We start from the raw sequence: 20,162 nt of genomic DNA, 5'->3' as shown, positions 1-20,162 counted from the left end.
AATGTGGCCCCTCCGCGGGGGTCGGCCGCGAGGCGTCCACATTGGCCTTCGTTACGGAATTACTTGCCGGTCCACTCCTTGACCCGCTCCGGATGCTTGGCCACCCAGTCCTTGGCCGCCGCTTCCGGCTTGGCACCGTCCTGGATCGCCAGCATCACTTCGCCGATCTCATCCTTGGACTGCCACTGGAACTTCTTCAGGAACTCGGCCACTTCCGGCGCCTTCTTGTCCAGCTCCTTGCTGCCGATGTTGTTGACCGTTTCCGCAGCGCCATACACGCCCTTCGGATCTTCGAGGAACTTGAGCTTCCACTTGGCGAACATCCAGTGCGGCACCCAACCGGTGACAGCGATCGACTGCTGCTTGGGATAGGCACGTCCCAACTCGGCGGTCATGCCCGCGCCCGAGCTTGCCTGGAGTTTGTAACCGGTCAGGTCGTAATCCTTGATCGCCTGCTCGGTCTTGATCATCACACCCGAGCCTGCGTCGATGCCGACGATACGCTGCTTGAAGCTGTCGTCGGTCTTGAGGTCGGCGATACTGTTTGCCTTGACGTACTCAGGCACGATCAAGCCGATCTTGGCGTCCTTGAAGTTCGCCCCGTAGTCGACGACCTTGTCCTTGTTCTTGGCCCAGTACTCGCCGTGGGTGACCGGCAACCAGGCAGACAGCATGGCATCGAGCTTGCCGGTGGCCACGCCCTGCCACATGATGCCTGCCGCTACCGCCTGCAGCTTGACGTCATAGCCGAGCTTTTGCTTGATCACTTCAGCTGCCACGTTGGTGGTCGCCACACTGTCGGCCCAACCATCCACGTAGCCGATGCTGACTTCCTTGGCCATGGCCTGCGCAGCGCCCATGGTCAATACCACGGCGGCACCCACGCCCAGGAAACGACGCATTCTTGTAAAAGTAGCCATCAAAGCATTCCCTCGTCAGGTCTTGGAGACCCCATCATCTGCCTGCCACCTCAAGCGACCTGCTCCAGCAGCGACCCTTAACCTCACCCTTTGCGACAGCACTATGCCATTAGCGGCGTTCTCCTACCCCAACCTGCGCGATCCTTGCATGCCAAAGGTTTGGCGCCGGGCTACTATCTAACGTTTTGCCGCCGACGATGGAACGCCCATGCCTGCCCCCTCACGCCAGATGTCGCTATCGTACCTGCTGACCTGCCTGCTCGCCCTGCTCGGGCTCGCAGGGCTCTGGTACGGGCTGGGCAAGCCGGTGCAGTTGGCCGATGCCGCCAGCCCCACGCACAAGCTGCAGTGCGCTTCCTACACACCGTTCGACAAGGACCAGTCGCCGTTCGACCAGCCGTTTCGCCTGCGTCCGGCGCGCATGGACGCCGACCTGGCGCTGCTGGCCGAACGATTTCAGTGCATCCGCACTTATTCGATGACCGGTCTCGAGGCGATTCCGGCGCTGGCGCGCAAGCATGGGCTGAAGGTGATGCTGGGCGCCTGGGTCAACGCCAACCCGGTGGACACCGACAAGGAAGTGGATCTGCTGATCGCTGCGGCGAACGCCAACCCCGACGTGGTCAGCGCGGTGATCGTCGGCAACGAGGCATTGTTGCGCAAGGAAGTCACCGGCGACCGCTTGGCCGCCCTGATCGGAAAAGTCAAAAGCCAGGTCAAGGTGCCGGTGACCTACGCCGATGTCTGGGAGTTCTGGTTGCAGCACCCGCAGGTGGCACCAGCGGTGGACTTCTTGACCATTCACCTGCTGCCCTATTGGGAAGACGATCCGCGAGGGATCGACGATGCCCTGGCCCATGTCGGCGAGGTACGCCGGACTTTCGCCGCACGCTTCGCGCCCAAGGGCATCTTCATCGGCGAGACCGGCTGGCCCAGTGAAGGCCGCCAGCGCGAGACCGCCGTGCCCAGCCGGGTCAACGAGGCACGCTTCATCCGCGGTTTCGTGGCCATGGCCGAAGCCAACGGTTGGGACTACAACCTGATCGAAGCATTCGACCAGCCCTGGAAACGCGCCAATGAAGGCGCGGTGGGCGGTTACTGGGGTCTGTACGATGCCGACCGCCAGGACAAGGGCGTGCTCGAAGGCCCCGTCAGCAACCTGCATCATTGGCCCCACTGGCTGCTCGCCTGTACCGCGTTGATGCTGGCGATGCTGTGGCTGGCTGGGCGCCCTGCCAGCCTTGGCGCGGCCCTGCTGCTGCCGTTGCTGGCGGCCTTCGGCGCCGCTTGCCTGGGCCTGTGGGGCGAGCTGATGCGCACCCATGCACGCTTCGCCGGGGAATGGCTGTGGGCGCTGGCGTTGGCGGGACTGAACCTGCTGGTGCTGGCCCATGGGGTACTTGGCCTGGCGCACGTTGCAGGCTGGCGCCAACGGCTGTTCGTCTGGCTCCAGGCCCGGGCTGGCTGGCTCTTGCTGGCGGCAGGGTTCGCCGCAGCGGTGAGCATGCTAGCGATGGTGTTCGACCCGCGCTATCGCAGTTTCCCGACTGCCGCGCTGGCACTGCCGGCGCTGGTGTATGCCGTGCGGCCGGTGGCGGCGGCGCGGGCCGAAGTGGCTTTGCTGGCGGTGATCGTCGGAGGCGGGGTGCTGCCGCAATTGTACCGGGAAGGGCTGGAGAACCAGCAGGCCTGGGGCTGGGCGCTGGTTGGGGTGGTGATGACGCTGGGCCTTTGGCGGAGTTTGCGGGTGGGCCGGGCTTGAGATCGGCCCACACCCTGGATCTACCGACGGGCCCTAACCAACCGCAACCCAGCCAACACCACGGCGAACACCGCGATGCTGGCGGTATACAACACCAGCGCAGGCACGCCGAACAGCAATGCCAGTCCCGCCAGCCAAGCCCCCAACCGCCCCGGCACCCACTGCGCCACCAGCGCCAACGCCAAGCCGCTCCAGGCCAGGATCTGATGGTGAATGGTCAACCCCAGCAGCGACCGGGCCTGGCACTGCCAATACGGCCCGGCCCCTGTGCACAGCCCGACCCATTGCCCATCCTCCATCAACCCATAGCGCACGGCGAAGCTTGCAGCCAGCCACATCGCCAGGAGCGAGGCCACGACAACCACCGGCAGGGTACGAGACATCCTGTTCTCCAAAAGCGGTAAAGGTAAGCGGGCATCATCACCCAAGTGCCATTGCAAGGCAAAATCGTCCTCATGCAGCTATGTTGCAGAGAACAAACCTGCGCCGCCACAGACTGGCGCGGCAATAACTGGCGCGACAAAGACCGCAATACCTTGGCAACTTTGCCATGACGGTCGTGGTCCTAGCCTGCATATCGCACGACCTTGCTTGCTTTCCCTGGGGGACACCATGCTTCGACCTTGGCGCTTCGCCGCTTTTCTCGGCGGCCTGCTATTGGCTACGGCCGCTTCAGCGCGGGATATCGACGCCGCAAGCTATGGCTATCCGCTGACCAACCCGTTCGAGGCGACCATCGCCACCACCCCGCCGGAGCAACGCCCGACGTTGCCCAGCGACGATGACATCACGCAATCGGACTACAGCCTGAACCTGCGTCCGGACCGTGAGTTCACCTTGCCGGACAACTTCTGGCCGGTGAAGAAGCTCAAGTACCGTCTGGCCCGACAGGACCGCGAAGCGCCGTTGATCTTCATCATCGCCGGCACCGGCGCGCCCTATACCAGCAGCATCAACGAATACCTGAAGAAGCTCTTCTACCAGGCCGGCTTCCATGTGGTGCAACTGTCCTCCCCGACCAGCTGGGACTTCATGAGCGCCGCCTCACGCTTTGCCACCCCCGGGGTCAGCCAGGAGGACGCCAAGGACCTCTATCACGTGATGCAGGCCATTCGCGCGCAACAAGCCCGCCTGCCGGTCAGCGATTTCTACCTCACCGGCTACAGCCTCGGCGCGCTGGATGCCGCGTTCGTCAGCCACTTGGATGAAACCCGGCGCAGCTTCAACTTCAAGCGCGTGTTGCTGCTCAATCCACCGGTCAACCTGTACACCTCGATCAACAACCTGGACAAACTGGTGCAGACCCAGGTCAAGGGCATCGACCGTGGCACCACGTTCTACGAACTGATGCTGAGCAAGCTCACCCGCTACTTCCAGGACAAGGGCTACATCGACCTCAACGATGCCCTGTTGTATGACTTCCAGCAGTCGCGTCAACACTTGTCCAATGAACAGATGGCCATGCTCATCGGCACCTCGTTCCGCTTCTCGGCCGCCGACATCGCCTTTACGTCTGACCTGATCAACCGACGCGGCCTGATCATCCCGCCGAAATACCCGATCACCGAAGGCACCAGCCTCACGCCGTTCTTCAAACGGGCCCTGCAATGCGATTTCGATTGCTACATGACCGAGCAGGTGATTCCCATGTGGCGCGCCCGCACCAACGGCGGCAGCATCCTGCAACTGGTCGACCAGGTCAGCCTGTACGCCCTGGAAGATTACCTGCACAAGAGCCCGAAGATCGCCGTGATGCACAACGCTGACGACGTGATCCTCGGCCCTGGCGACATCGGTTTCCTGCGCAGGGTGTTTGGCGACCGCCTGACCCTGTACCCCCATGGCGGCCATTGCGGCAACCTCAACTACCGCGTCAACAGCGACGCCATGCTGGAGTTCTTCCGTGGTTAACAAACTCTTCCTCGTCACTGCCCTGCTCGCTGCCGGCAATGCCTTGGCACAAGAGCCCGCGCCAAGGGCCAGCGTGATAGAAGCCGACCCGCAGGTGACTGCCGCGCCGCTGGCGCCGGAAGCCGACGGTTTCATCGATCCGTTGCGCGAACTGAAATTCAACCCTGGCCTCGACCAGCGCGAGTTCGAGCGCTCGACCCTGGAGGCGCTAAACGTCTATGACCCGCTGGAATCGATGAACCGGCGCATCTACCACTTCAACTACCGTCTGGACCAATGGGTCCTGCTGCCCCTGGTCAACGGCTACCAGTACGTCACCCCGCACTTCGTGCGCACCGGGGTGAGCAACTTCTTCAGCAACCTGGGCGATGTACCGAACCTGTTCAACAGCGTGCTGCAACTCAAGCCCAGGCGCTCGGCGGAAATCACCGCACGGTTGATGTTCAACACCCTGCTCGGCGTGGGCGGGCTGTGGGATCCGGCGACCAAGATGGGCCTGCCCAAACAGAACGAGGACTTCGGCCAGACCCTGGGCTTCTACGGTGTGCCCGAGGGGCCGTACCTGATGTTACCGGTGCTGGGTCCCTCGAACCTGCGCGATACCACCGGGCTGGTGGTGGACTATGCGGGCGAGGACGCGATCAACTACCTGAACGTGGCCGAAGCCAGCAGCGACCACCCCGAGATCTTCGCGTTGCGCGTGGTGGACAAGCGCTACACCACCAACTTCCGCTACGGTCAGCTCAATTCGCCGTTCGAGTACGAGAAGGTGCGGTATGTGTACACCCAGGCGCGCAAGCTACAGATCGCGGAGTAGACAAGCCTCACGGAACACCTCATACCCCGAGAAACTGCTGCAGTTGCTGGCGTTTGGCCAAGGCATCCCGGCGCCCCAGTTCGATCAGTTCGCTGCAGTAGCTGGCCTCGAACAACAGGTAGCTCAACACCCCCGCGCCACTGGTCCGGGTCGCCCCCGGCCCGCGCAAGAAGGTGCGCAAGGCTGAGGGCAGTTCGCGTCGGTGGCGGGCGGCGATCTCGTCCAGTGGCTGGCTGGGCGCCACCACCAACACCTCGATCGGCGCCAGCCCAAGGTGCCGTGCATTGAGGTGGGCCGGCAGCAGGTGACTGAGGTGGTTGAGCCGCTGCAGCAGTTCGATGTCGTCTTCGAGGCTGTCGATGAACGTGCTGTTGAGCATGTGCACGCCGATCTGCGCCAGGCTCGGCTGCTGGCCGCTGAATACCCGTTGGGCCGTCGGCGGCGCCGGCGGCCGCTGCGGGTTGCCGCTGACGCCAACCACCAGCACGCGGCTCGCGCCCAGATGCAGGGCCGGGCTGATCGGCGCCGACTGGCGCACCGCACCGTCGCCATAGTACTCGTCGCCCAGACGTACCGGGGCGAACAGCAGCGGAATGGCGGCGCTGGCCAGCAGGTGATCGATCGACAAGCGCGTCGGCACGCCGATGCGCCGATGGCGCAACCAGGGGTCGATAGTGCCGCGGCCCTGGTAGAAGGTCACTGCCTGGCCCGATTCGTAGCCGAATGCGGTCACTGCCACGGCGCGTAACTGCTCGGCCGCCAAGGCGTTATCGATGCCGCTGAGGTTCAGGTGCGAGGTCAGCAGACCGCGTAATGGACTGCTGTCGAGCAGGGCCACCGGTGCTTGCCCACCGACGCCCAACAGGCTGTGGCCGACGAAGCGGCTGGCCTGGCGGATCACGCCGGGCCAGTCGCTGCGCATCACCAGGTGGCTTCGGAAGTTCTGCCAGAAAGCCGTCAGGCGCTCGATCGCTTCGCCGAAACGGGCAGCGCGGCTGGCAAGGGCCACGGCGTTGATCGCCCCGGCCGAGGTCCCGACGATCACCGGAAACGGATTGGGCGTGCCTGGCGGCAACACCTCGGCGAGGCCGGCCAGGACCCCGACCTGATAGGCCGCGCGCGCACCGCCGCCAGAGAGGATCAGACCGGTTACCGGAGATGGGGCCATTGAGGGTTCCTGGGTTAGTGGTGTGTCAGCGTTTCTTCTTGTCGTACAGCCGCGGCGCCCCTTCAGGCCGCGACTTGAAACGTCGGTGCGCCCACAGGTACTGCTCAGGGCACTCGCGCAACACCCCTTCGATCCACTGGTTGATGCGCAGGCAATCGGCCTCCTCGCTCTCACCCGGGAAGTCGGCGAGCGGCGGATGCACCACCAGGCGATAGCCGCTGCCATCTTCAAGGCGCTTCTGGGTGAAGGGAATCACCTGCGCCTTGCCCAACCGGGCGAACTTGGTCGTGGCGGTGACCGTCGCCGCCGGAATGCCGAACAGCGGCACGAACAGGCTCTGCTTGGCCCCATAGTCCTGGTCCGGCGCGTACCAGATGGCGCGGCCCGAACGCAGCAGCTTGAGCATGCCGCGCACGTCCTCGCGCTCCACCGCCAGCGAGTCTAGGTTGTGCCGTTCGCGGCCACGGCGCTGGATGAAGTCGAACAACGGGTTGCCGTGCTCGCGGTACATACCGTCGATGGTATGGGCCTGGCCCAGCAGCGCGGCGCCGATTTCAAGGGTAGTGAAGTGCACCGCCATGAGGATCGCGCCCTGCCCGGCCTGCTGCGCCGCTTGCAGGTGCTCGATGCCCTCGATGTGCGCCAATCGCGCCAGTCTGGCCTTGGGCCACCACCAGCTCATGGCCATTTCGAAGAAGGCGATACCGGTGGAGGCGAAATTGGCCTTCAACAAACGGCGCCGTTCGTCGTCGGACATTTCCGGGAAACACAACTCCAGATTGCGCGCGGCAATCCGCCGGCGCTCACCGGCCAGGCGATACATCACGGCGCCCAGGGCACTGCCCAGCGCCAGCAAGGCGCGGTACGGCAACTGCACCACCAGCCACAGCAGGCCCAGGCCCAGCCAGAGGCCCCAGAAACGTGGGTGGAGGAAATAGGGTCGAAAACGCGGGCGTTCCATTGAAGCTTCCGGAAAGACAAAGGCCGGGCATTCTACAACGGTTCGGCATCGGTTGCGGCCAACCGGTCTTATCGTTATAAGTCAGGGCACTTTTTTCGCAACTTGCCGTCTATGCAGACCATGAGCACAAACCCCACCCCCGACACCGCCTCCGTGTTCCAGCTCAAGGGCAGCATGCTCGCCATCACTGTGCTGGAACTGGGGCGCAACGACCTGGAAGCCCTCGACCGCCAATTGGCGGCGAAAGTGGCCCAGGCGCCGAACTTCTTCAGCAACACGCCCCTGGTGCTGGCCTTGGACAAGCTGCCGGCCAACGAAGGGGCGATCGACCTGCCCGGGCTGATGCGCATCTGCCGCCACCATGGTCTGCGCACCCTGGCCCTGCGCGCCAGTCGCATCGAGGACATCGCCGCGGCGATCGCCATCGACCTGCCCGTGCTACCACCCTCCGGTGCCCGCGAGCGACCGCTGGAACCCGAGCCCGAGGTCAAGAAGCCCGAACCGCCACCACCGCCGCCGCCACCGGCAGAACCCGAAGTGCGCCCAACCCGCATCGTCACCACGCCGGTACGCGGCGGCCAGCAGATCTACGCCCAGGGCGGCGACCTGGTGGTGGTCGGTTCGGTCAGCCCGGGTGCGGAACTTCTCGCCGATGGCAACATCCATGTGTACGGTGCCATGCGCGGCCGTGCCCTGGCGGGCATCAAGGGCAACACCAAGGCACGTATCTTCTGCTATCAGATGACCGCCGAACTGGTCTCCATCGCCGGCCAGTACCGGGTCTGCGAAGAGCTGCGGCGTGACCCGCTGTGGGGCGCCGGGGTGCAGGTCAGCCTGTCTGGCGATGTGTTGAACATCACCCGTCTTTAACGGATACTTGCCGGCATTTTTAGCGCAACTTTTTTCTCGTTGCCGTTTTTTGTATTTGCAGGGACTCGCGTCCCGTTTATTTAGGGGTGAAACACCTTGGCCAAGATTCTCGTCGTTACTTCCGGCAAGGGGGGCGTGGGCAAGACCACCACCAGCGCCGCTATCGGTACCGGCCTCGCTCTGCGTGGCTACAAGACGGTCATCGTCGACTTCGACGTGGGCCTGCGTAACCTCGACCTGATCATGGGCTGCGAGCGCCGCGTGGTGTACGACTTCGTCAACGTGGTCAACGGCGAGGCCAACCTGCAACAGGCCCTGATCAAGGACAAACGCCTCGAGAACTTGTTCGTGCTGGCCGCCAGCCAGACCCGCGACAAGGACGCGCTGACCCAGGAAGGCGTGGAGAAGGTGCTGATGGAGCTGAAGGAAAGCTTCGACTACGTCATCTGCGACTCCCCGGCCGGTATCGAGAAGGGTGCACACCTGGCGATGTACTTCGCCGACGAAGCCATCGTCGTGACCAACCCTGAAGTATCCTCGGTTCGTGACTCCGACCGCATGCTGGGCATTCTGTCGAGCAAGTCGCGCCGCTCCGAAAACGGCGAAGAGCCGATCAAGGAGCACCTGCTGATCACCCGCTACCACCCCGAGCGCGTCGAGAAGGGCGAAATGCTCAGCATCGCCGACGTCGAGGAAATCCTGGCAATCAAGCTCAAGGGCGTGATCCCCGAGTCGCAGGCCGTACTGAAGGCCTCCAACCAGGGTATCCCGGTCATCCTCGACGACCAGAGCGATGCCGGTCAGGCCTACAGCGACACCGTCGACCGTCTGTTGGGCAAAGAAAAGCCACTGCGCTTTATCGACGTGCCGAAGCAAGGATTCTTCGCGCGCCTGTTTGGAGGCAAATAAACCATGAACCTTTTTGACTTCTTTCGTGGCAGGCAGAAACAGAGCAGCGCGTCGGTAGCGAAAGAGCGTCTACAGATCATCGTGGCGCACGAGCGCGGCCAGCGCAGCGAGCCCGACTACCTGCCGGCCTTGCAGAAGGAATTGCTCGAGGTGATCCGCAAGTATGTGAACATCGGCAACGACGATGTGCACATCGAACTGGAAAACCAGGGTAGCTGCTCGATTCTGGAACTGAACATCACCTTGCCCGATCGCTGATCGGGTATCGACCATTGGGGCTGCGTTGCAGCCCATCGCGGGACAAGCCCGCTCCCACAGGTGCGACACCAATCCTGTAGGAGCGGGCTTGTCCCGCGATGGGCCGCAACGCGGCCCCAGTGGTTTACACAGAGAACTCGCAATGCCGCTGTCAAATGTGCAGATCCTCCATGAGGACGCCGCCATCCTGGTCATCAACAAGCCGACCCTGCTGCTGTCGGTGCCAGGCCGCGCCGAAGACAACAAGGACTGCCTGATCACCCGCCTGCAGGAAAACGGCTACCCCGACGCGCTGATCGTTCACCGTTTGGACTGGGAAACCTCCGGCATCATCCTGCTGGCCCGCGATGCCGACAGCCACCGCGAGCTGTCGCGGCAGTTCCACGACCGCGAAACCGAAAAAGCCTACACCGCGTTGTGCTGGGGCCAGCCGGCACTGGACAGTGGCAGCATCGACCTGCCGCTGCGCTATGACCCACCGACCAAGCCTCGCCACGTGGTGGACCACGAGCAAGGCAAGCATGCGCTGACCTTCTGGCGCGTGCTGGAGCGTTGTGGCGATCACTGCCGGGTCGAGCTGACGCCGATCACCGGGCGCTCGCACCAGCTCCGCGTGCACATGCTGTCGATCGGCCATCCGTTGCTGGGCGATCGGCTGTACGCCAACCCCGAGGCCCTGGCCGCCCACGAGCGGCTGTGCCTGCATGCCTCGATGCTGAGTTTCACCCACCCGGTGTCCGGGGAGCGGTTGAAGTTCGAGTGCCCTGCTCCTTTTTAAGCGGCAAGCTTCAAGCGACAAGCTGCAAGACAAAGCAAGATCGCGCTGGACCATGCTGCGCACACTGCTCTTGCTTGCAGCTTGCAGCTTGCAGCTTGAAGCTTGAAACTTGAAGCTTCAAATGGAGTGACCTATGCGCGATGCACTGAATACCGGCCTGATCGAATTCCTCAAGGCCTCCCCGACGCCCTTCCACGCCACCGCCAGTCTGGCCCAACGCCTCGAAGCCGCCGGCTACCAGCGCCTGGACGAGCGCGACAGCTGGGCCACGGTGCCTGGCGGTCGCTACTACGTGACCCGCAACGACTCTTCGATCATCGCCGTCAAGCTGGGCAAGCATTCGCCCGTGCTCAACGGCATCCGCATGGTCGGCGCGCACACCGACAGCCCGTGCCTGCGGGTCAAGCCGCAACCGGAGCTGCAACGTCAGGGCTTCTTGCAACTGGGCGTAGAAGTCTACGGCGGCGCACTGCTTGCGCCGTGGTTCGACCGCGATCTGTCGTTGGCTGGTCGGGTGACCTTCCGCCGTGACGGCAAGGTCGAGAGCCAGTTGATCGACTTCAAGCTGCCGATCGCGATCATTCCCAACCTGGCGATCCACCTCAACCGGACCGCCAACGAGGGTTGGCAGATCAACCCGCAGAACGAACTGCCGCCGATCCTCGCCCAGGTCGCCGGTGACGAGCGTATCGACTTCCGCGCCCTGCTCACCGAGCAACTGGCCCGCGAGCACGAACTCAATGCCGATGTCGTGCTGGATTACGAACTGAGTTTCTACGATACCCAGGACGCTGCGCTGATCGGCCTGAACGGCGACTTCATCGCCGGAGCCCGTCTGGACAATCTGCTGTCGTGCTTCGCCGGCCTGCAGGCCCTGCTGGCCGCCGACAGCGACGAAACCTGCGTGCTGGTGTGCAACGACCACGAAGAAGTCGGCTCGTGCTCGGCGTGCGGCGCCGATGGCCCGATGCTCGAACAGACTCTGCAGCGCCTGCTGCCGGGCGGCGATGACTACGTGCGGGCCATCCAACGCTCGCTGATGGTCTCGGCCGACAACGCCCACGGCGTGCACCCCAACTACGCCGACAAGCACGACGGCAACCACGGGCCAAAGCTCAACGCCGGGCCGGTGATCAAGGTCAACAACAACCAGCGCTACGCCACCAACAGCGAAACCGCCGGGTTCTTCCGCCACCTGTGCATGGCCGAAGAGGTGCCGGTGCAAAGTTTCGTGGTACGCAGCGACATGGGTTGCGGCTCGACCATCGGCCCGATCGCCGCCAGCCACCTGGGCGTACGCACGGTCGACATCGGCCTGCCGACCTTCGCCATGCACTCGATCCGCGAGCTGTGCGGCAGCCATGACCTGGCCCACCTGGTGAAGGTGCTGAGCGCGTTCTACCGCAGCCGCGAGTTGCCCTGATTTTGCTCTGAGCAGGACCGGCCTCTTCGCGGGACAAGCCCGCTCCCACAGTATCCCACTAGTCTGAAAATTGGTGGGGTACCTGTGGGAGCGGCGGTTCGGCGCCCCGACTTGTCCCGCGAAGAGGCCGGTCCTGTAACAGCTACTGCTGCGGATCAATCCCCCCACCCAAGCAACCCGCTATGCTTGTTTACATGGCCCCACCGCAAAAGGATTGCCACCATGTCCCCCTTCCTCTCCCTGTTCGTGCCGGTGTTTCTGTTCCTGTTGCTGCTGACCGTCGGTTTCAGCCTGCGCGAACGCAACATCGGCGTAGTGATGATGTGGATCGGCACCCTGGGTATCTTCGGCCTCACCTGCTGGAAGATCCTGGAGCAACTGCCGACATAAACCTCTACACTCGGTCCATTGTTCGACCCTGAGGTAGATTTCCCGGTGCCTGCCCTTCTCCGTTGCCTGATCCTGCTGTTCACCCTGTTCGTCCTCCCTGCCCAGGCCGCCGGCCTACCCAGCCTGCTCGGCTCGAGCACGCCCGCCCAGCCACAAGCCACCGAGCCCCTGGGCAAGTCCCTGGACGAGGTGATCAAAAGCCTGGAGAACGACGAGCAACGCGCGAAGCTGCTGGCCGATCTGAAGAAACTGCGCGATGCCACCCAGCAGACCCAACCCACAGTCGAACAGGGCGTGCTCGGCCTTATCGGCGGCGCATTGCACGATTTCGAGAAGCAGTTCAGCGGCGACGCCAGCCCCTTCCATCGCTGGTCGCAGGAAATCGAACAAGCCCAGGCTGAACTGGCCGAGTTGATCGTGCCGGTGCACCAGTGGCCGGCAATCCTGTTCGGCTTCGCGGCGGTCATCGCGGTGTGGAGCCTGCTCGCCTGGGTGTTCAACTGGATCGGCCACCGCGTACGCGTGCGCTTCGGCCTGACCGAAGAGCTGCCGCAGCACCCCCGCACCTGGGACCTGGTGCGCTTCGCCCTGCGCAAGCTGGGGCCATGGTTGGTCGCGCTGATCTTCACGGTATACCTGAGCTTCGCCCTGCCCCCTTCCCTGGGCAAATCACTGGCCATGGTGCTGGCCTACGCGTTGGTCGTCGGCACCTGTTTCTCGGCCATCTGCGTCATCGCCTTCTCGCTGCTCGACGGCCCGCACCGCCACCGTGCCCTGCACATCCTGCGTCACCAGGCGTTCCGCCCGTTGTGGCTGATCGGCAGCTTCGCTGCCTTTGGCGAGGCAATGAGCGATCCGCGCATGCTGGTCGCCCTCGGCACGCATCTGGCCCATGCCCTGGCGACCCTGGCCAACGTCATCGCAGCGCTGTCCACCGGGCTGTTCATCCTGCGCTTCCGACGCCCCATCGCCCACCTGATCCGCAACCAGCCACTGGCCCGGCGCCTGACCCGGCGCACGCTGAGCGACACCATCGAGATCCTCGGCAGCTTCTGGTTCATCCCGGCGCTGATCCTGGTAGCCATTTCCTTGTTCGCCACCTTCGTCTCGGCCGGCGACACCAGCACCGCCCTGCGCCAGTCGCTGATGTGCACCGTGCTGGTGGTGGTGTGCATGGTGCTCAACGGGCTGGTGCGCCGGCATGCCGCCAACCCCAAGCGCGCCAGCAAGCGCCAGGCGGTCTACACCGAACGCTTGCGCAACTTCGGCTATGCGCTGGTACACCTGCTGATCTGGTTGCTGTTCATCGAGCTGGGTCTGCGGGTCTGGGGCCTGTCGATGATCAACTTCGCCGAAGGCGACGGCCACGAAGTGAGCTTGCGCCTGCTGGGCCTGGCCGGCACCCTGATCGCCGCCTGGCTGATCTGGATCCTGGCCGACACCGCCGTGCACCACGCCTTGGTGCACTCGCGTCGGGGACTGGCCAACGCCCGGGCGCAAACCATGATGCCGCTGATCCGCAACGTGATGTTCGTGGCGATCTTCATCATCGCGGTCATCGTCGCCCTGGCCAACATGGGCATGAACGTCACGCCGCTGCTGGCCGGTGCCGGTGTCATCGGCCTGGCCATCGGTTTTGGCGCACAATCGCTGGTGGCCGATCTGATCACCGGCCTGTTCATCATCATCGAGGACTCCCTGGCGATCGACGACTACGTCGATGTCGGCGGCCACCTCGGCACGGTCGAGGGGCTGACCATCCGTACCGTGCGCCTGCGCGATATCGACGGCATCGTACACACCATTCCGTTCAGCGAAATCAAGAGTATCAAGAACTACTCGCGCGAATTCGGCTATGCCATCTTCCGCGTGGCCATCCCGCACAACATGAGCATCGACCGCGCCATCAGCCTGATCCGCGAGGTTGGCCAGAAGCTGCGCAACGACCCGTTGATGCGCCGCAATATCTGGTCGCCGCTCGAGCTGCAGGGCGTGGAAAGCTTCGAATCGGGCTCGGCGATTCTGCGCGCGCGGTTCAAGACTGCGCCGATCAAGCAGTGGGAAGTGTCGCGGGCGTTCAATCTGGCCTTGAAGCGCCAGCTCGACGAGGCCGGGTTGGACCTGGCGACGCCGCGCCTGTCGGTGCAGGTGGTGACCGCCGGTGGTGGCGCAATGAGCGAAAGCGGTGCATCCACCTCCACGTGAATCCTGTCCTTTCCCTCCGGTGACCTGGGGCTGCGCCGCTCGGTGAGCCCCCAGGCTATCCATGAACATCCTGTGACAAGGCGGCCTGAACGTCGCACCGATCTGGTCTACGCTGTAATTCCAGGAAACTGGAACCGTCTATGCATACCTACTCCTACATCAAATTGCCACGCGTCTTCGCTACCGTGGCCAGGGCCTGCGCGCCCCCAGCAACGCGCACCGGCATCCGTCTCAAACCAAACCAAGAACGCAAAAGCACCCACCCAAGGAGCTTCGGATGAAAAAGCTTTTCATGGCGTCACTGCTCGGTTCGGCCATCACCCTATGCACCTCGGCCATGGCCGCAGGGCCCGATCTCAAGGCCCTGGAAGACGCCGCTCGCAAGGAAGGCCAGGTCAACAGCGTGGGGATGCCCGATGCCTGGGCCAACTGGAAAGACACCTGGGATGACCTGGCGCGACTGTACGGCCTCAAGCACAGCGACACCGACATGAGCTCGGCACAGGAAATCGCCAAGTTCGACGCCGAGAAGGACAACGCCAGTGCCGACATCGGCGACGTCGGTGCAGCGTTTGGCCCGATTGCCGTGGCCAAGGGCGTGACCCAACCGTACAAACCAAGCACCTGGGACCAGGTGCCAGCCTGGGCCAAGGACAAGGACGGTCACTGGGCATTGGCCTATACCGGCACCATCGCTTTCATCATCAACAAGGACTTGGTCAAGGAAGACGAGCGCCCCACCACCTGGCACGACCTGGAAAAAGGCAAGTACAAGGTCGCCATCGGTGACGTCGGCACTGCCGCCCAGGCCGCCAACGGCGTGCTCGCCGCCGCCATCGCCTACAAGGGCGACGAGAGTAACGTCGCACCGGGGCTCGAGCTGTTCACCAAACTGGCCCAGCAGAAACGTCTGTCGCTGGCCAACCCGACCATCCAGACTCTGGAAAAGGGCGAAGTGGAAGTGGGCGTGGTGTGGGACTTCAACGGCCTGAGCTACCGTGAGCAGATCGACCCCAAGCGCTTCGAAGTGCTGATCCCCTCCGACGGCTCGGTGATCTCAGGCTATACCACCGTGATCAACAAGTACGCCAAGCATCCGAATGCCGCCAAACTGGCGCGTGAGTACATCTTCAGCGATGCCGGCCAGATCAACCTGGCCAAGGGGCACGCCCGGCCGATTCGTGCCGAGCACTTGAAGCTGCCGGACGATGTCCAGGCCAAGCTGCTGCCCAACGAGCAATACAAGGCCGCACAACCGATCAAGAATGCCGAAGCCTGGGAAAAGACTTCGAAAGAGCTGCCGCAGAAGTGGCAGGAGCAGGTGATCATCGAGATGGAGTAAGACCCTAACCTTCCGGGGTCTGTAACGGCCTCTTCGCGGGCAAACCCGCGAAGAAGGCAACGCGGTTTTTGACTGGAGCCACCATGCAACACAATGTCATTCTGGTCCTGCTCGACGGCCTCAACCACCAGGTCGCCCACCACGCCATGGGCCACCTGCATGCCTATGTCGAGGCCGATCGCGCCGCGCTGTACCGTGTCGAATGCGAACTGCCATCGCTGTCACGCCCGCTGTACGAATGTATCCTCACCGGCGTGGCGCCCATCGACAGCGGCATCGTGCACAACAACGTCAACCGCCTTTCGAACCAGCGCAGCGTCTTCCACTATGCTCGCGAAGCCAACCTGGGCACTGCGGCAGCGGCCTATCACTGGATGAGCGAGCTCTACAACCGCTCCCCCTTCGACCCGCTGCGCGACCGCCATACCCATGCGCCGAAGCTGCCGATCCAGCACGGCCTGTTCTACTGGGACGACCGCTACCCCGACTCGCACCTGCTGGCCGATGCCGAGTACCTTCGCCGCCGCCATGCGCCCAACTTCCTGTTGGTGCATCCGATGAGCATCGACGACATCGGCCACCGTCACGGCCTGGACAGCAGTCAATACCGCAACGCCGCGCGCAGCGTGGACATCCTGCTCGCCGACTATCTTCCTGGCTGGCTCGAAGAGGGCTATCAGGTACTGGTCACCGCGGACCACGGCATGAACAACGACCGCTCGCACAATGGCCTGCTGGCGGAGGAGCGTGAGGTACCACTGTTCGTGTTCGGCGAGGGGTTCAGCCTCGATCCCGCTGCCAAGCCGTTGCAGACGGAGCTGTGTGGCACCATCTGCGAGCTGCTCGGCGCGGCGCACGACAAGAGTGTGTGCCGGGAGCTGCTCAAATGAAGCCTGGCAACCGCACCCGGGCCCTGGCCCTGCTGTGCCTGCTGCCCTTCGCGGTGTTCTTCGTCATCTTCCAGATCGCCCCGCTGGCCTGGGTGGCCATCAACAGCCTCCAATCGCAGACCGGTTGGGGGCTGGACAACTTCAGCAAGGTCTTCGCCTCGAAGTTCTACTTGCAAGCTTTGCAGCGCAGCCTGGAAATCAGCTTCTGGTCGAGCCTGTTCGGCATCGTCATCGCCACCCTCGGCGCCTACTCGCTGCGCCAGGTGGACTCGCGGCTGCGCGATTTCGTCAATGCATTCGCCAACATGACCAGCAACTTCGCTGGCGTGCCGCTGGCCTTCGCCTTCATCATTCTGCTCGGTTTCAATGGCGCATTGACCTTGCTGCTCAAGCAGATGGGCCTGCTGGAGGACTTCAGCATCTACTCCAAGAGCGGCCTGATCCTGGTCTACACCTATTTCCAGATCCCGCTCGGCGTGTTGCTGCTCTACCCGGCCTTCGATGCCCTGCGCGAGGACTGGCGCGAGTCGGCCGCGCTGCTTGGGGCCAACCATTGGCAGTATTGGCGGCACATCGGCCTGCCGGTGCTGACGCCGGCGCTGCTCGGCACCTTCGTCATTCTCCTGGCCAATGCCCTGGGCGCATACGCCACGGTCTATGCCCTGACCACCGGCAACTTCAATGTGCTGCCGATCCGCATCGCCAGTCTGGTGGCCGGGGACATCAACCTCGACCCAAACCTGGCCAGCGCCCTGGCGATGGTGCTGGTGGGGCTGATGACGCTGGTCACGGTGGTCCACCAATGGCTGCTCAAGAGGAGCTACCATGCCCGTTAAGCCCGTCTCCGCCAACCTGTACCACCGTGTGGTGGTGTACCTGCTGTTCCTGATCCTGCTCCTGCCCCTTGCTGGCACCCTGCTCTACTCGCTGGCCACCAGCTGGTCGGCCAGCCTGCTGCCCAGCGGCCTGACCTTCAAATGGTACCTGGCGCTATGGAGCGAGCCGCGCTTTCTGGCGGCATTCGGACAGTCGCTGCTGGTGTGCGTGGGCGCGCTGCTGCTGTCGGTGCTGTTGATCCTGCCGCTACTGTTCGTGGTGCACTACCACTTCCCCAGACTCGACGCGCTGATGAACATCCTCATCCTGTTGCCGTTCGCAGTGCCGCCGGTGGTGTCGTCGGTGGGACTGCTGCAGTTGTATGGCAGCGGGCCGATGGCCATGGTCGGTACCCCGTGGATCCTGATCGGTTGCTATTTCACCATCGCATTGCCATTCATGTACCGGGCCATCACCAACAACCTGCAGGCCATCAACCTGCGCGACCTGATGGACGCTGCCCAGTTGCTCGGAGCCAGTACCTGGCAGGCTGCCTTGCTGGTGGTGCTGCCGAATCTGCGCAAGGGCCTGATGGTCGCGGTGCTGCTGTCGTTCTCGTTCCTGTTCGGCGAATTCGTGTTCGCCAACCTGCTGGTCGGCACGCGCTACGAGACGCTGCAGGTGTACCTGAACAACATGCGCAACAGCAGCGGCCATTTCAACAGCGCCCTGGTCATTTCGTACTTCGCCTTCGTGCTGGTCATGACCTGGATCGCCAACCGCCTGAACAAGGACAAGACCTGACATGAGCTTCGTCAGCGTGCAACGGCTACACAAGCGTTACGCGGGCAACCCGGTGTTCCAGGACATCGACTGCCAAATCGAACGTGGCGAATTCGTCACCCTGCTCGGCCCTTCCGGCTGTGGCAAATCCACCCTGCTGCGCTGCATCGCCGGCCTGACCCCGGTAGACAGCGGCAGCATCCTCCTCGATGGCCAGGATCTGGTGCCACTGAGCCCACAGAAGCGCGGCATCGGCATGGTGTTCCAGAGCTATGCGTTGTTCCCCAACATGACGGTGGAACAGAACGTGGCCTTCGGCCTGCGCATGCAGAAGGTCGCCAGTGCCGAGCGCCAGAGCCGAGTCGCCGAGGCCCTCGCCCTGGTCGAGCTGAGCAGCTTCGCCGCACGCTATCCGCACCAGTTGTCGGGTGGCCAGTGCCAGCGCGTGGCCCTGGCCCGTTCGCTGGTCACCCGCCCACGCCTGCTTCTGCTGGACGAACCCCTGTCGGCGTTGGACGCGCGCATCCGCAAGCACCTGCGCGAGCAGATCCGTGCCATCCAGCGCGAGCTCGGGCTGACGACCATTTTCGTGACCCACGACCAAGAGGAAGCCCTGACCCTGTCCGACCGCATCTTCCTGATGAACGAAGGACGCATCGTCCAGAGCGGCGATGCCGAGACCCTGTATACCGCGCCGGCGGACCTGTTCGCCGCCGGATTCATCGGCAACTACAACCTGCTTGACCCGCAAAGCGCCAGCCGGCTGCTGCAGCGTCCGATCGACAGCCGCCTGGCAATCCGCCCAGAGGCCATCAGCCTGGGCCGCGAAGGCGACCTGCAAGCCTTGGTGCGTAGCCACAGCCTGCTGGGCAACGTGATTCGCTACCGCGTCCAGGTGCATGACGTGGAACTGGTGGTCGACGTGCTCAATCGTTCGTCGGCAGACCTGTACGCCGACGGCCAGCAGGTGGCATTGTCGATCGACCCCGCGGCACTGCGGGAAGTGGCCTGAGGAGAGCTGCATGGCACTGGCAATTTTCGACTTGGACGAAACCCTGATTCACGGTGACTGCTCTTCCCTGTGGAGCGAGCAGATGGCCCGCCTGGGCTGGGTCGATGGCAAGGCGTTCCTGCGCCGCGACCATGAACTGATGGAAGCCTACGGCAAGGGCCACCTGCGCATGGAGGACTACATGGCCTTCAGCCTGGAGCCGATTGCCGGGCGAACCCTTGAGGAAATCGATCACCTGGTGGAGCCCTGGGTCGAGGACGTGATCGAACCGATCATCTACGGCGATGGCTGTCGCTGCATCGCCGAGCACCGCCGACGTGGCGACCGCATCCTGATCATCTCGGCCAGCGGCACGCACCTGGTCGGTCCAATCGCCGCACGCCTGGGCGTCGACGAGTACCTGGCCATCGAACTGGAGGCGGTCAACGGTGTGTACACCGGCAACACCCATGGCGTGTTGACCTACCGCGAAGGCAAGATCACCCGGCTGATGGAGTGGCTGGATCAGGAGCAGGAGAATCTGGAAGGGGCGAGCTTCTATTCCGATTCGCGCAACGATCTGCCGTTGCTTTTGAAGGTGGACCATCCGCATGTGGTGAACCCCGATGCGGTGCTGCGCGAGCATGCCCAGACCAATGGCTGGCCGATCTTGGACTGGAGCTGAAACCGGCTGCGTCGGTTCGGCCCCTTCGCGGGACAAGCCCGCTCCCACAGGCGTATCACAGTGTCTGGATGAATGATGACCCCGTGGGAGATCAGTGGCTGGCCGATCTTGGACTGGAGCTGAAACCGGCTGCGTCGGATCGGCCCCTTCGCGGGACAAGCCCGCTCCCACAGGCCCATCACAGTGTCTGGAGGAATGATGACCCTGTGGGAGATCAGTGGCTGGCCGATCTTGGACTGGAGCTGAAACCGGCTGCGTCGGATCGGCCCCTTCGCGGGACAAG

At 63.6% G+C, this 20,162-nt stretch carries 20 protein-coding genes; 16 read left to right on the top strand and 4 right to left on the bottom strand.

Going from position 1 to position 20,162, the window contains the following annotated elements; translation table 11 throughout:
- Window positions 1-59 precede the first annotated feature (59 nt).
- Window positions 60-920: a glycine betaine ABC transporter substrate-binding protein gene (locus KY379_RS24545; protein ID WP_133331038.1), complete on the bottom strand. Its 861-nt coding sequence runs from the start codon at window positions 918-920 to the stop codon at window positions 60-62.
- A 208-nt stretch (window positions 921-1,128) separates the two neighbouring features.
- On the opposite strand from KY379_RS24545, the gene KY379_RS24540 reads away from it, so the two are divergent.
- Window positions 1,129-2,682, top strand: coding sequence for a beta (1-6) glucans synthase (locus KY379_RS24540; protein ID WP_261241832.1), 1,554 nt, complete (start codon window positions 1,129-1,131; stop codon window positions 2,680-2,682).
- A gap of 20 nt (window positions 2,683-2,702) precedes the next feature.
- Here the strand turns inward: KY379_RS24540 and KY379_RS24535 are convergent, their stop codons facing one another.
- A complete protein-coding gene (locus KY379_RS24535) occupies window positions 2,703-3,065 on the bottom strand; it encodes a hypothetical protein (RefSeq protein ID WP_196174242.1) in 363 nt (120 codons plus the stop codon).
- Window positions 3,066-3,294: 229 nt separating this feature from the next.
- Between KY379_RS24535 and KY379_RS24530 the strand changes: the two genes are divergently transcribed.
- Window positions 3,295-4,593 (top strand): serine/threonine protein kinase, encoded by a 1,299-nt coding sequence (locus KY379_RS24530; protein WP_133331044.1) that lies wholly within the window; start codon window positions 3,295-3,297, stop codon window positions 4,591-4,593.
- A 73-nt stretch (window positions 4,594-4,666) separates the two neighbouring features.
- On the top strand, window positions 4,667-5,410 hold the full coding sequence (locus tag KY379_RS24525; RefSeq protein WP_409977299.1) for a VacJ family lipoprotein: 744 nt from the start codon (window positions 4,667-4,669) through the stop codon (window positions 5,408-5,410).
- A gap of 19 nt (window positions 5,411-5,429) precedes the next feature.
- Here KY379_RS24525 and KY379_RS24520 read toward each other — a convergent pair whose 3' ends face one another.
- Both KY379_RS24520 and KY379_RS24515 read right to left on the bottom strand, forming a co-directional pair.
- Window positions 5,430-6,578, bottom strand: coding sequence for a patatin-like phospholipase family protein (locus KY379_RS24520; RefSeq protein WP_261241831.1), 1,149 nt, complete (start codon window positions 6,576-6,578; stop codon window positions 5,430-5,432).
- A gap of 25 nt (window positions 6,579-6,603) precedes the next feature.
- Window positions 6,604-7,539: a lipid A biosynthesis lauroyl acyltransferase gene (locus tag KY379_RS24515; protein ID WP_261241827.1), complete on the bottom strand. Its 936-nt coding sequence runs from the start codon at window positions 7,537-7,539 to the stop codon at window positions 6,604-6,606.
- A gap of 111 nt (window positions 7,540-7,650) precedes the next feature.
- Between KY379_RS24515 and minC the strand changes: the two genes are divergently transcribed.
- From minC to KY379_RS24450, 13 genes are all read left to right on the top strand, one after another.
- Window positions 7,651-8,409, top strand: coding sequence for a septum site-determining protein MinC (gene minC, locus KY379_RS24510; RefSeq protein ID WP_133331052.1), 759 nt, complete (start codon window positions 7,651-7,653; stop codon window positions 8,407-8,409).
- A gap of 96 nt (window positions 8,410-8,505) precedes the next feature.
- The gene (gene minD, locus KY379_RS24505; RefSeq protein WP_133331054.1) at window positions 8,506-9,318 is read left to right on the top strand and encodes a septum site-determining protein MinD; all 813 of its coding nucleotides are present in this window, start codon (window positions 8,506-8,508) and stop codon (window positions 9,316-9,318) included.
- 3 nt (window positions 9,319-9,321) lie between these two features.
- The gene (gene minE / locus KY379_RS24500; protein WP_021782476.1) at window positions 9,322-9,576 is read left to right on the top strand and encodes a cell division topological specificity factor MinE; all 255 of its coding nucleotides are present in this window, start codon (window positions 9,322-9,324) and stop codon (window positions 9,574-9,576) included.
- A gap of 142 nt (window positions 9,577-9,718) precedes the next feature.
- Window positions 9,719-10,354, top strand: coding sequence for an RluA family pseudouridine synthase (locus tag KY379_RS24495; protein WP_133331056.1), 636 nt, complete (start codon window positions 9,719-9,721; stop codon window positions 10,352-10,354).
- A gap of 133 nt (window positions 10,355-10,487) precedes the next feature.
- Complete coding sequence (locus KY379_RS24490; RefSeq protein WP_133331058.1) at window positions 10,488-11,777, top strand: M18 family aminopeptidase; 1,290 nt, start codon at window positions 10,488-10,490, stop codon at window positions 11,775-11,777.
- 222 nt (window positions 11,778-11,999) lie between these two features.
- Window positions 12,000-12,167 (top strand): hypothetical protein, encoded by a 168-nt coding sequence (locus tag KY379_RS24485; RefSeq protein WP_165976104.1) that lies wholly within the window; start codon window positions 12,000-12,002, stop codon window positions 12,165-12,167.
- A gap of 45 nt (window positions 12,168-12,212) precedes the next feature.
- Window positions 12,213-14,372, top strand: coding sequence for a mechanosensitive ion channel family protein (locus tag KY379_RS24480; protein ID WP_196174088.1), 2,160 nt, complete (start codon window positions 12,213-12,215; stop codon window positions 14,370-14,372).
- Window positions 14,373-14,649: 277 nt separating this feature from the next.
- Window positions 14,650-15,714, top strand: coding sequence for an ABC transporter substrate-binding protein (locus tag KY379_RS24475; protein WP_133331062.1), 1,065 nt, complete (start codon window positions 14,650-14,652; stop codon window positions 15,712-15,714).
- Window positions 15,715-15,797: 83 nt separating this feature from the next.
- The gene (locus tag KY379_RS24470) at window positions 15,798-16,604 is read left to right on the top strand and encodes an alkaline phosphatase family protein (RefSeq protein ID WP_133331064.1); all 807 of its coding nucleotides are present in this window, start codon (window positions 15,798-15,800) and stop codon (window positions 16,602-16,604) included.
- Entirely contained in the window at window positions 16,601-17,440 is an 840-nt protein-coding gene (locus KY379_RS24465) for an ABC transporter permease (RefSeq protein ID WP_133331066.1), read from the top strand. The genes KY379_RS24470 and KY379_RS24465 overlap by 4 nt, the downstream gene beginning before the upstream one ends.
- Window positions 17,430-18,224 (top strand): ABC transporter permease, encoded by a 795-nt coding sequence (locus tag KY379_RS24460; protein WP_133331068.1) that lies wholly within the window; start codon window positions 17,430-17,432, stop codon window positions 18,222-18,224. Before KY379_RS24465 ends, KY379_RS24460 begins: the two co-directional genes overlap by 11 nt.
- A 1-nt stretch (window position 18,225) precedes the next feature.
- Window positions 18,226-19,215, top strand: a complete 990-nt coding sequence (locus KY379_RS24455; protein WP_261241803.1) for an ABC transporter ATP-binding protein — start codon at window positions 18,226-18,228, stop codon at window positions 19,213-19,215.
- Window positions 19,216-19,225: 10 nt separating this feature from the next.
- Window positions 19,226-19,879 carry an HAD family hydrolase gene (locus KY379_RS24450; protein ID WP_133331072.1) on the top strand — a complete coding sequence of 218 codons (654 nt, stop codon included), beginning with the start codon at window positions 19,226-19,228 and terminating at the stop codon, window positions 19,877-19,879.
- The last annotated feature ends 283 nt before the right edge of the window (window positions 19,880-20,162 follow it).

This window comes from Pseudomonas sp. HD6422 (assembly GCF_025377065.1).
GTDB classification, from domain to species: domain Bacteria; phylum Pseudomonadota; class Gammaproteobacteria; order Pseudomonadales; family Pseudomonadaceae; genus Aquipseudomonas; species Aquipseudomonas putida_U.
This window is presented reverse-complemented; position numbering and strand designations above follow the sequence as displayed.

What these genes read in the sequence shown, in the direction of transcription:
- KY379_RS24545 (WP_133331038.1), bottom strand. Translation starts at nt 920, where the DNA reads ATGGCTACTTTTACAAGAATGCGTCGTTTCCTGGGCGTGGGTGCCGCC.
- KY379_RS24540 (WP_261241832.1), top strand. Translation starts at nt 1,129, where the DNA reads ATGCCTGCCCCCTCACGCCAGATGTCGCTATCGTACCTGCTGACCTGC.
- KY379_RS24535 (WP_196174242.1), bottom strand. Translation starts at nt 3,065, where the DNA reads ATGTCTCGTACCCTGCCGGTGGTTGTCGTGGCCTCGCTCCTGGCGATG.
- KY379_RS24530 (WP_133331044.1), top strand. Translation starts at nt 3,295, where the DNA reads ATGCTTCGACCTTGGCGCTTCGCCGCTTTTCTCGGCGGCCTGCTATTG.
- KY379_RS24520 (WP_261241831.1), bottom strand. Translation starts at nt 6,578, where the DNA reads ATGGCCCCATCTCCGGTAACCGGTCTGATCCTCTCTGGCGGCGGTGCG.
- KY379_RS24515 (WP_261241827.1), bottom strand. Translation starts at nt 7,539, where the DNA reads ATGGAACGCCCGCGTTTTCGACCCTATTTCCTCCACCCACGTTTCTGG.
- minC (WP_133331052.1), top strand. Translation starts at nt 7,651, where the DNA reads ATGCAGACCATGAGCACAAACCCCACCCCCGACACCGCCTCCGTGTTC.
- minE (WP_021782476.1), top strand. Translation starts at nt 9,322, where the DNA reads ATGAACCTTTTTGACTTCTTTCGTGGCAGGCAGAAACAGAGCAGCGCG.
- KY379_RS24495 (WP_133331056.1), top strand. Translation starts at nt 9,719, where the DNA reads ATGCCGCTGTCAAATGTGCAGATCCTCCATGAGGACGCCGCCATCCTG.
- KY379_RS24490 (WP_133331058.1), top strand. Translation starts at nt 10,488, where the DNA reads ATGCGCGATGCACTGAATACCGGCCTGATCGAATTCCTCAAGGCCTCC.
- KY379_RS24485 (WP_165976104.1), top strand. Translation starts at nt 12,000, where the DNA reads ATGTCCCCCTTCCTCTCCCTGTTCGTGCCGGTGTTTCTGTTCCTGTTG.
- KY379_RS24475 (WP_133331062.1), top strand. Translation starts at nt 14,650, where the DNA reads ATGAAAAAGCTTTTCATGGCGTCACTGCTCGGTTCGGCCATCACCCTA.
- KY379_RS24470 (WP_133331064.1), top strand. Translation starts at nt 15,798, where the DNA reads ATGCAACACAATGTCATTCTGGTCCTGCTCGACGGCCTCAACCACCAG.
- KY379_RS24465 (WP_133331066.1), top strand. Translation starts at nt 16,601, where the DNA reads ATGAAGCCTGGCAACCGCACCCGGGCCCTGGCCCTGCTGTGCCTGCTG.
- KY379_RS24460 (WP_133331068.1), top strand. Translation starts at nt 17,430, where the DNA reads ATGCCCGTTAAGCCCGTCTCCGCCAACCTGTACCACCGTGTGGTGGTG.
- KY379_RS24455 (WP_261241803.1), top strand. Translation starts at nt 18,226, where the DNA reads ATGAGCTTCGTCAGCGTGCAACGGCTACACAAGCGTTACGCGGGCAAC.
- KY379_RS24450 (WP_133331072.1), top strand. Translation starts at nt 19,226, where the DNA reads ATGGCACTGGCAATTTTCGACTTGGACGAAACCCTGATTCACGGTGAC.